Consider the following 7,138-nt stretch of genomic DNA (forward strand, 5'->3'; position numbering starts at 1 on the left):
CATCCTCCTCTTTTTCTTCTTTCACTATAATATAAAAAGACTTGAAATGCAACACTATGTCTATTATTTTTTAGAGTCTACGTTTAAATTCGTCGTATCCAAAGCTTCGGATGATCTGATAGTCTCCCTGATCTTCCAATACGATATCCGGAAGTTTCATCCCGTTAAAGGTATTGTTTTTTACCATCGTATAGATTGCCATATCCTGAAATTCCAGCCATTCCCCTGGTGCGATCGGATGGTCAAAAGAATAATCACCGATCACATCTCCCGCAAGACAGGTCGGGCCGGCAAGACGGAATGTGTAAGGCTTCTCATCCGGAAGGCCTGCATCTTTCAGCGGCGGACGGTACGGCATTTCCAGTACATCCGGCATATGGCATGCTGCGGAAGTGTCCAGAATGGCGATCCGGATGCCGTTTTCCATTGTCTCCAGCACCTCCGTCAGAAGCGTCCCCGCATTCAGCGCGACGGCCTCCCCCGGTTCCAGATAGACTTCCAGTCCGTATGTTTCCTGCATATGGCAGATGCACCGCTTTAACCGTTTAATGTCATAATCGCTTCTTGTAATATGGTGGCCGCCGCCAAAATTGATCCACTTCATCTTTGGAAGCCACGCCCCGAACTGCTCCTCCACCGCCCGCAGCGTCACTTCCAGATCATCGGAATTCTGCTCGCAGAGCGTATGGAAATGGATGCCTTCAATACCGTCCATCAGTTCTTCCGTCAACTGTTCCTTCACTGTTCCAAGGCGTGATCCCGGTGCACATGGATCGTAAATGGCATGTCCCTCCTGGGTGGAGCACTGCGGATTTACCCGGATTCCCGGGCTTTTCCCTGCTTTTTTCACCCGGTCTTTATATTTTCGGATCTGGGCCGGGGAATTCAGAACAATATGTCCGCAGAGGGAAAGAATCTCGTCAAACTCTTCCTCCCGGTAAGCAGGGGAGAAGATGTGGTTTTCCTTCCCCATCTCCTCCGCCCCCAGTCTGGCCTCATAAAGCCCGCTGGCCGTCGTCCCGTCCAGATATTCCCCGATGAGCGGGTACAGTGAATACATGGAAAATGCCTTCTGGGCCAGCAGGATCCGGCACCCGGTCTCCTCGCGAAGCTGCTTTAATACCCGCAGATTCGCTTCCAGCTTTTCTTTCTGTACAATATAGCACGGCGTGCGAAGTTCTTCTTTTCTCATGGCCGCGCCCTAATCTACCAGTTCCGGGTTCTCACAGATCTTCCACGGCAGTCCCCATTTGTTCAGTGCATCCATGAACGGATCCGGATCAAACTCTTCCATATTGAAGACGCCCGGTTTCTGCCAGGTACCGTTCATCACAAGCATCGCACCGATCATGGCCGGAACACCTGTCGTGTAGGCAACCGCCTGGGAACCTACTTCCTTGTAGCATTCCTGATGATCGCACGTATTGTAAATGTAAAGTTTCTTCTCTTTTCCATCCTTCTTGCCGATAAAGATGCATCCGATATTGGTCTTTCCTTTTGTTCTCGGTCCCAGAGTGGATGGGTCCGGAAGGACAGCCTTTAAGAACTGAAGCGGTACGATCTCTTTTCCTTCGTACATGATCGGCTCGATGGATGTCATTCCTACATTTTCCAGACATTTCAGGTGAGTCAGGTAGCTCTGTCCGAATGTCATGAAGAAACGGATTCTCTTGATACCCGGGATGTTGAGTGCCAGAGACTCGATCTCTTCATGGTGCAGAAGGTACATATCCTTCTTTCCTACTTCCGGGAAATCATACTCTCTTTTGATTTCCATCGGCTCGGTTTCTACCCAGTGTCCATCCTCCCAGTAGGAGCCTTTTGCGGACACTTCCCGGATATTGATCTCCGGGTTAAAGTTGGTTGCGAACGGGTATCCATGATCTCCGCCGTTGCAGTCCAGAATATCAATGTAGTTGATTTCGTCAAAATAGTGTTTCAGCGCATAAGCGGAAAATACACTTGTCACGCCCGGATCGAATCCACTTCCAAGCAGGGCCGTGATTCCTGCTTTTTCGTATTTCTCGCGGTACGCCCACTGCCATTTATATTCAAACTTTGCCGTATCTTCCGGCTCATAGTTTGCTGTGTCCACATAGTGTACGCCGGTTTCCAGGCAGGCATCCATGATTGTCAGATCCTGATACGGAAGCGCCAGGTTCAGCACGACGTCCGGCTGTACCTTCTTGATCAGCTCCACAAGTTCCGGCACGTTGTCCGCGTCCACCTGCGCGGTTGTGATTTTTGCTTTTGTCTTTCCTTCCAGTTTTTCTTTCAGCGCGTCACACTTGGATACTGTACGGCTTGCAATGCAGATCTCGTCAAACACCGCGTCATTCTGCGCACATTTCTGAATTGCTACTCCTGCGACACCGCCGCATCCGATTACAAGTACTTTTCCCATGATAAGTTCCTCCTTCTACTTTTACCTGCCGATTGCCAGCAGCATTTCTCTGATAATTTTACATGCCACGGCTGTGGACACCCCGCTTGCATCATACGGCGGGCACAGCTCATTGACGTCACACCCTACAAGGTTCACATTGCTGCAGACAGCGGTCACTGCCCTCTGCAGCGTCATATAATCGACTCCGCCCGGTTCCGGCGTTCCTGTCCCCGGAAATACCGACGGATCCAGGACATCCAGGTCCACCGTAAAATAAACCGGCTTCCCTTTCAGGTTTTCGATCGTTTCTTCCAGCCCTTCCAGATCAAAGGGATGCAGGTTTGTATGTCCCTCTGCCGCCCAGGAAAACTCTTCCTTTTCCCCGGAGCGGATTCCGAACTGATGGATCCTTCCGTCTCCCAAAATCTCCCAGCAGCGCCGGATGACGCAGGCGTGGGAAAGTTTCACACCCAGATAGTCCTCTCTCAGATCCGTGTGGGCATCCAGATGGATGATATGAAGATCCGGGTACTGCCCTGCCACGGCCCGGATGCTTCCAAGGGTCACAAGATGCTCTCCTCCGATCAGAAACGGAAGTTTTCCGTCCTTTAAAATTTCACCTGCACGCTCCTCAATGGCAGCAAGCACCTTTTCGGAATCCCCGATGGCAAGTTCCAGATCACCGCTGTCAAAGACATGGCAGTCCAGAAGATCTTTGTCCTGATACGGACTGTATGTCTCAAGTCCGTAAGACTCATTCCGGATGGCCTGTCCTGCAAATCTTGTTCCAGGACGGTAGGATGTGGTAGAGTCAAACGGCGCACCGTAGAGGACGACCTTGGCATCCTCATACTCTGCATCACATCCGATAAAATTAATTACGTTTTTCTTCAACATCTTTTAACAGTTCCTCCACATACACCGGAAGGGCAAACACACCCGCGTGAAGCCTCGGTGCATAATATCTCGTACTGATTCCCCGAAGTTTCCATGCTACGCCGTTTAAGTCATCCAGCGGATGATACCGTTTTGACGCAAATCCGAAAAGCCAGTGTCCGGACGGGTAGGATGGAATGTGTGCCTGGTACACCCGGCAGATCGGAAAGGTTTCCACAATCCGCTTGTGCATCCGCTGGCACTGGTACGCTTCTTCTGCATAGAACGGACTCTCGTTCTGATTGATCATGATTCCGTCTTCATGAAGGGCATTATAACAGTTTCCGTAAAATTCCTTTGTAAACAATCCTTCGCCCGGTCCGAACGGATTCGGGGAATCGATGATAATCAGATCGTATTCATCGGTCCGGGAGCGGATAAACCGCAGACCGTCCTCATGGTAGATTGCCACCCTCGGGTCCGTCAGGCTGCAGGCGATCTCCGGGATATATTTCCGGCAGACCTCTACAAGAAGCGGATCAATCTCCACCACATCGATGGTCTCGATCGTCTCGTATTTAATCAGCTCCCGGACAACGCCTCCGTCGCCTCCGCCGATAACGAGCACCTTTTTCACATCCGGGTGGACTGCCATCGGTACATGGGTAATCATCTCATGATAGATGAATTCGTCCTTTTCCGTCAGCATCAGATCTCCGTCCACCACAAGAACCTTGCCGAATTCCGTCGATTCCAGCACATCGATCCGCTGGAATTCGCTCTCGGCGCTGAACAGCTGCCGTTCCACACGAAGGGACAGTCTGGCATGGTCCGTATGTTCATCTGAAAACCACATTTCCATTTTTTATTCCTCCTTCAGTACGTTGAGCCGCTCGATCTTCTCATCCTCCGGCCCGGTCATGGAACATCCTTTTTCCTTGGCATAGACAATATAGTCAATAATCTCATCGGTGATCTCCTCGCCCGGTGCGAGAATCGGGATTCCTGGAGGGTAGCACATCACAAACTCGCTGCAGATCCGTCCTCTCGTCTCTTCCAGAGGGAGGGATTCTTTCTCTGCATAGAAGGATTCCTGCGGAGTCATCACAACTTTCGGCGGAATATATTCCTGTGAAAGCATTCCTGTCTTGTCTTTCTGATACCGTCTCTTAATGTCCGCAAGGGCGCTGACAAGCCGCTCCACTTCCTGCTTCCTGTCTCCGATGGAAAGGTATGCCAGAATATTTCCAAGATCCCCGAATTCAATCTGAATATCATATTCATCCCGCAGAATATCGTACACCTCGATCCCCGCAAGGCCGATGTCCAGCGTATGTACCGAAAGTTTGGTCGGATCGAAATCAAACACACTGCTTCCGTTTTTCATCTCTCCTGCAAACGCATAGTATCCTCCGACCTGGTTGATCTCTTTTCTCGCATACTCGGCAAGTTCCGCCACCTTTGCGAATGCTTCTTTCCCGCGAAGCGCCAGATTCCTCCTGGAAATATCGAGGCTTGAAAGAAGCAGATAGGACGCACTTGTCGTCTGGGTCAGATTGATGATCTGGCGCACATATCCTGCATTGACATTCGGTCCTGTCAGAAGGAAGGAACTCTGCGTCAGGCTTCCGCCGGATTTATGCATACTGACCGACGCCATATCCGCTCCCGCTTCCATGGCAGAAACCGGAAGTCCGTCTCCAAAATAAAAATGGGTTCCATGTGCCTCGTCGGCAAGTACGAGCATATTGTATTCATGGGCAAGCTTTACGATCGTGCGCAGATCCGAACAGATACCGTAGTAGGTCGGATTATTCACAAACACTGCCACCGCGTCCGGATTCTCCCGGATAACCTTTTCCACCTGGGATACCTTCATTCCAAGAGAAATCCCCAGATGATGATCCACATCCGGATTCACATATACCGGCTTTGCTCCGCAGAGCACAAGCGCATTGATGACGCTGCGGTGGACATTCCTCGGCAGAATAATCTTGTCGCCCTTTTTACAGCAGGACAGCACCATGCTCTGCACTGCCGATGTCGTCCCGCCGACCATCAGAAAGGCATGCGCCGCTCCAAATGCATCCGCTGCCAGCTCTTCCGCCTCCTTGATGACAGAAACCGGGTGGCAGAGATTGTCAAGCGGCTTCATCGAATTGACGTCAATACCGACACACTTGCTTCCCAAAAGCTCCACCAGTTCCGGGTTCCCCCGTCCGTGTTTGTGTCCCGGAACATCAAACGGCACGATTCTCATTTTCCGGAACCGTTCCAGCGCCTCGTAGATCGGCGCTCTCTTCTGTGATAACATCTCCATTTCCACTTACTCCCTTACGTATTGATATGCCTGCCCTGATCCAGGTCGGAACTCCTTCTGAGAGAAAGTTTTCCGCAAAACAAAAAGACACAGGCAGACGGCATACATACCATTTACTTGTGTCTTCTCTATCTTCTTTCCGCACAGTCAAAGAAACTGTGTGGATACATATACAGTTTTATCGCATATTCAGACAGATATTGGCGTAGAGTCTATATAGCAAATATTTTTACTTTTACTACTCTTATTGACCGTTTCACAAGTTGTGTATGCTGTTGCACACCGGTTATAAAGTAACCAACTTATAAAATTTGAGCTTCTAACTCAATCAATAATGCAGCCTCCGGCCGCTAAGAAAATATTTGCATGGAGAACTTTACGAATATCTGCTTTCCATACGCGTTTATTCTAACACGCTAAATCTGAATATACAATAGTTATTTTTATAAATTTTCACTGTTCTGTCTCATGTTTTTGTATTCGGCCACAGAGCGGTCAAATCCCTTGATATGGCGGAACAGCCAGTCTGTCACGGTCTCATTGAGCGCTTTGACAAACGCATCTGTCGGGCCTTCCTCTTCTTCCAGCATTTCATGCAGATCTTCTACCGCATGCTTGAATTCCTCGTGTTTTGCCCTGTGCTCTTCCAGCCCCGGATAAGCGATCTCTTCCTGAAGCTTTTCTTCCGCTGCAAAGTGGAAATCTGTGTAGTCAGCAAGGTAATTAAGAAGCTTCACTGCTGTCGCCTTGTCTCTGTGTGTCTCGCAGGCTTCTTCCAGGTCTGCGATCTTTCCGATCAATTCCTTGTGCTGAGCGTCAATCATCTCATTTCCGGTTACAAGAGTTTCATCAAATACTGCATACATCTTTTTTTCCTCCTTTTTGATTAATCCAGTTTGGACTCTCTTCTTTCTACATCCATGATCATATCGACTCTTCTCTGGTGGCGGCCGCCTTCGAATTCAGCGCCAAGAAATTCGTCGATAATCATCTTAGCAAGTTCAATTCCAATTACACGGGAACCAAACGCAAGAATATTTGCGTTGTTATGCTGTCTTGACAGTCTGGCGGTGTACGGTTCGCTGCAGACGGCAGCCCGGATTCCGTGGACCTTGTTTGCCGCAAGGGAAATTCCAAGTCCGGTACCGCAGATCGCGATTCCAAAATCCACTTCCCCGGATGCCACCGCATGTCCGATTTTCTCACCATAGACCGGATAATCACAGCTCTCAGTGGAGTCCGTGCCATAATTTACTACATCATATCCTTTTTCTTTTAAATATGCCACAACCTGCTGTTTCATCTCTACAGATGCGTGGTCATTTGCAATTCCTATTTTCATACTCGTTCCTTTCTGTTCTGGTGATTTTCCTCACTCTGGTTCTATTATACTTGTTTTGTATTTTTTTGACAACTGTACCGTCCTATCTGTATGTGTCAAGTAATCGTTGGCACTTTTTCTTCTTTTTTTGATATCAGTTTATTTCTTTTATTTTCAGACAATTCAGCTCGGACTTTATCTGATCATTTTATGTTTCTTTTTAACAGAATGCTCT

7 protein-coding genes are annotated in these 7,138 nt (G+C 49.0%); all 7 read right to left on the bottom strand.

What is annotated here, in order from left to right; genetic code table 11:
• Positions 1-70 precede the first annotated feature (70 nt).
• Positions 71-1,192 carry a carboxynorspermidine decarboxylase gene (gene nspC, locus Selli1_RS07730; protein WP_087166826.1) on the bottom strand — a complete coding sequence of 374 codons (1,122 nt, stop codon included), beginning with the start codon at positions 1,190-1,192 and terminating at the stop codon, positions 71-73.
• Between the two features lie 9 nt (positions 1,193-1,201).
• Entirely contained in the window at positions 1,202-2,404 is a 1,203-nt protein-coding gene (locus Selli1_RS07735; RefSeq protein WP_087166825.1) for a saccharopine dehydrogenase family protein, read from the bottom strand.
• A 21-nt stretch (positions 2,405-2,425) separates the two neighbouring features.
• Positions 2,426-3,283, bottom strand: coding sequence for an agmatinase (gene speB, locus Selli1_RS07740; RefSeq protein WP_281844241.1), 858 nt, complete (start codon positions 3,281-3,283; stop codon positions 2,426-2,428).
• A complete protein-coding gene (speE, locus tag Selli1_RS07745) occupies positions 3,261-4,124 on the bottom strand; it encodes a polyamine aminopropyltransferase (RefSeq protein WP_087166935.1) in 864 nt (287 codons plus the stop codon). Before speE ends, speB begins: the two co-directional genes overlap by 23 nt.
• Before the next feature lie 3 nt (positions 4,125-4,127).
• Positions 4,128-5,582, bottom strand: coding sequence for an aminotransferase class I/II-fold pyridoxal phosphate-dependent enzyme (locus tag Selli1_RS07750; RefSeq protein ID WP_087166823.1), 1,455 nt, complete (start codon positions 5,580-5,582; stop codon positions 4,128-4,130).
• Positions 5,583-6,025: 443 nt separating this feature from the next.
• Entirely contained in the window at positions 6,026-6,448 is a 423-nt protein-coding gene (locus Selli1_RS07755; protein ID WP_281844240.1) for a bacteriohemerythrin, read from the bottom strand.
• Positions 6,449-6,468: 20 nt separating this feature from the next.
• Positions 6,469-6,924 carry a ribose 5-phosphate isomerase B gene (gene rpiB / locus Selli1_RS07760; protein ID WP_087252225.1) on the bottom strand — a complete coding sequence of 152 codons (456 nt, stop codon included), beginning with the start codon at positions 6,922-6,924 and terminating at the stop codon, positions 6,469-6,471.
• Positions 6,925-7,138 lie beyond the last annotated feature (214 nt).

Origin of the sequence: Sellimonas catena (genome assembly GCF_027924685.1) — a bacterium.
GTDB classification, from domain to species: Bacteria; Bacillota; Clostridia; order Lachnospirales; family Lachnospiraceae; genus Sellimonas; species Sellimonas catena.

Bases quoted from the DNA above. Each gene is read 5' to 3' on its own strand.
- nspC (WP_087166826.1), bottom strand. From the start codon at position 1,192: ATGAGAAAAGAAGAACTTCGCACGCCGTGCTATATTGTACAGAAAGAA.
- Selli1_RS07735 (WP_087166825.1), bottom strand. From the start codon at position 2,404: ATGGGAAAAGTACTTGTAATCGGATGCGGCGGTGTCGCAGGAGTAGCA.
- speB (WP_281844241.1), bottom strand. From the start codon at position 3,283: ATGTTGAAGAAAAACGTAATTAATTTTATCGGATGTGATGCAGAGTAT.
- speE (WP_087166935.1), bottom strand. From the start codon at position 4,124: ATGGAAATGTGGTTTTCAGATGAACATACGGACCATGCCAGACTGTCC.
- Selli1_RS07750 (WP_087166823.1), bottom strand. From the start codon at position 5,582: ATGGAGATGTTATCACAGAAGAGAGCGCCGATCTACGAGGCGCTGGAA.
- Selli1_RS07755 (WP_281844240.1), bottom strand. From the start codon at position 6,448: ATGTATGCAGTATTTGATGAAACTCTTGTAACCGGAAATGAGATGATT.
- rpiB (WP_087252225.1), bottom strand. From the start codon at position 6,924: ATGAAAATAGGAATTGCAAATGACCACGCATCTGTAGAGATGAAACAG.